This is a genomic window from Immundisolibacter sp. (genome assembly GCF_041625615.1).
Taxonomy (GTDB): domain Bacteria; phylum Pseudomonadota; class Gammaproteobacteria; order Immundisolibacterales; family Immundisolibacteraceae; genus Immundisolibacter.
The window spans coordinates 1-2471 of the sequence record NZ_JBFJTF010000210.1; the positions used below are offsets into that span (position 1 = coordinate 1).

Here is a 2471-nt window from a genome sequence, read left to right on the forward strand (position 1 = left end):
GCCTACGTGGCGCTGGTGGATGCGATGGCCGGTCTGCGCAAGCGCCGGCTGGTGACGCGCGATCCCATCCACGGCGCGGTGGCGGCGGTGTCGGTGGGGATTTTCGGCGGCCAGCCGGTGCTGGACCTCGACTACGCCGAGGACTCCACCGCCGAGACCGACATGAACCTGGTCATCAACGATGCCGGCGCCTTCGTGGAGATCCAGGGCACGGCCGAGGGGCATGCCTTCCGTGCCGACGAGCTGACGCAGATGCTCGCGCTCGGCCAGCAGGGCATCGCCGAGCTGATCGCCCTGCAGCGCGCGGCACTGGAGGCCTGATGCGCCTGGTACTGGCCAGCGGCAATCGCGGCAAGCTGGCGGAACTGCGCGGCCTGCTGGCTGACCTGCCGCTCGAGCTGCGGGCGCTGTCGGACTTCACCGCCGGGGCCGCCGAGGAAACCGCGCCGACCTTTGTCGAGAACGCCATCCTGAAGGCGCGCTTCGCGGCCGAGGCCAGCGGCCTGCCGGCGCTGGCGGACGATTCGGGGCTGGAGGTGGACGCCCTGGCCGGGGCGCCGGGCGTGCGCTCGGCACGCTATGCCGGTCCGGCGGCCGACGATGCCGCCAACCGGGCGCTGCTGTTGCGTGAGCTGGCGGGCCTGCCGGCGGACCGCCGGGCCGCGCGTTTTCGCTGCGTGCTGGTGTTCCTGCGCCATGCCGCCGACCCGTGGCCGCAGGTGTTCTCGGGTACCTGGGAGGGGCAGATCGCCACCGCCGAGGCCGGCGAGCACGGGTTTGGTTACGATCCGCTGTTCCGGCTGCCGCAGCGCGGTGTCACGGCCGCCCAGCTGGCGCCCGACGAGAAGGCGCGCCTGAGCCATCGGGCGCAGGCCACCGTGGCGCTGCGGGCGTTTTTGCAGGAACTGCTCGCCGGCGCCTGAACGCGCCGGGGGCAGGCGCCCTCAGGCGCGCAGCACGAACTCCAGCACGAACTTGCTGCCCAGATACCCCAGCGCCAGCAGGCCGAACCCGACCAGCGTCCAGCGCACGGCGGTCTGTGCCCGCCAGCCGGCGCGCCGGCGGCCAATCAGCAGCGTGCCGATGACCAGCCAGGCGGCGATGGACAGCGCCGTTTTTTCCAGCAGGTGCGGCGCGAACAGGTCGCCCAGGAACAGCATGCCGGACAGCAGCGCCAGCGTCAGGGCGGAGAAGCCCAGCCCGAGCAACTGAAACAGAAGCCGTTCCATGTCGCCCAGCGGGGGCAGCGCGCGCAGCACGCCGCCGGGTGCATGCTGGCGCAGGCGCAGGTCCTGATAGGCCATGACCATGGCCTGCACGGCGGCAAGCGCCAGCAGGGCGTACGCGGCCAGCGACAACGCGATGTGCAGCGCCAGCGGCAGTGTGTCGGCCAGCGGCAGCGGCGGGGCCCGATCCGGCAGCAACATCAGGAGCGCCGACAGCGCCGCCAGCGGGGCCAACACCACGCCGAGGTTGTGGACCCGGCGCAGCGCCGCTACCGCGGCGAACAGCAGCATGACCACCGCCGCCAGCAATGAAACGGCGTTGCCGAACCCCAGTTCCAGCGCCTGGTCATGGGGGACCACGCGCGCCATCAAAGCCAGGTGCGCGGCTCCCAGCAGCGCGGTGGCCAGCAGCAGCATGCGCCGGATCGGCGGTGATGGATGGCGCAGCTGCCAGCCGTAGCCGGCGCCGAGGCCGAGGTAGGCGGTGGCAAGCAGAAGGGTTGGCAACACGCAGGACAGCCGTGAGCGGGGGCGGAGGCTGATTCTAACGGACCTGGTGTGCCTGACGGAGGGGGCGGGCCGCTCATGCAGGCAGGCGCGGTTCAGGCGGCGCGCGTGACCGAAGTCCGCGGCGTCGCCGTTGCGTGCGGCGGATACAGAAGGTCTTCGCTGTGCAGGAGCATCAGGTCGTCATCCAGGTCGGCGGCTGCCAACCGCGCCAGCACCTGTGCATTGCTGTCGATGTGCGCGATGACGCGGTCGCCGCGGCGCTGGGCGAGCGTCAGGGCGGCCTGCTTGGCGGCGGTGACATCGTCACGCCAGCCCTGCGGCGTGAACCAGGCGAGCGAATCGGTGAAGTGCAACTCGTACCCAATGGCCAGTGCATTGAGACCGCGCAGCGTGTCTTGACGCAGGAACTCGGGGCGGGCGGAGTTGATGCCGACCCGTGTGCCGGGCTGGCGGTGCAACCAGGCGGCCAGTGCCAGCAGGCCGCGGTACGGCGCATGCGCCATGCGCAAGATGTCGCCGGCGTGGCGATGGCGCCGGTGCCAGGACAGTACCTGTGGCTGTTCGGCGGCCGGTACGTCGCACGTTTCCAGCACCGTTTCGATAGTGCGGCCGAACGGATCGATGTCCGCCGGCGCCAGACGGGCGAAGTGGGCCGTCGCGTGGGCCGCGTCGTAGGCGCGTAGCAGTTCGGTCAGCGCCAGGCGCATGTCCAGGAAGGTGCCATCGACGTCGAAC

3 protein-coding genes and 1 pseudogene are annotated in these 2471 nt (G+C 71.3%); 2 read left to right on the top strand and 2 right to left on the bottom strand.

Annotation, left to right across the window (positions count from 1 at the left end):
- Together rph and rdgB are read left to right on the top strand one after the other, a co-directional pair.
- Positions 1 to 321 (top strand): annotated as a pseudogene (gene rph / locus ABYX71_RS11500) (ribonuclease PH); the annotation flags it as partial.
- Entirely contained in the window at positions 321 to 923 is a 603-nt protein-coding gene (gene rdgB, locus ABYX71_RS11505; RefSeq protein WP_372696634.1) for an RdgB/HAM1 family non-canonical purine NTP pyrophosphatase, read from the top strand. The pseudogene rph and the gene rdgB, both read left to right, overlap by 1 nt.
- Positions 924 to 944: 21 nt before the next feature.
- Here the strand turns inward: rdgB and ABYX71_RS11510 are convergent, their stop codons facing one another.
- Positions 945 to 1736, bottom strand: coding sequence for an inner membrane protein YpjD (locus tag ABYX71_RS11510; RefSeq protein WP_372696635.1), 792 nt, complete (start codon positions 1734 to 1736; stop codon positions 945 to 947).
- Between the two features lie 92 nt (positions 1737 to 1828).
- Positions 1829 to 2471: hypothetical protein (locus ABYX71_RS11515; RefSeq protein WP_372696636.1), on the bottom strand; the 643-nt coding region annotated here is incomplete at its 5' end.

Excerpts from the sequence above, each read along its gene's own strand:
- rdgB (WP_372696634.1), top strand. The coding sequence starts at position 321 with ATGCGCCTGGTACTGGCCAGCGGCAATCGCGGCAAGCTGGCGGAACTG.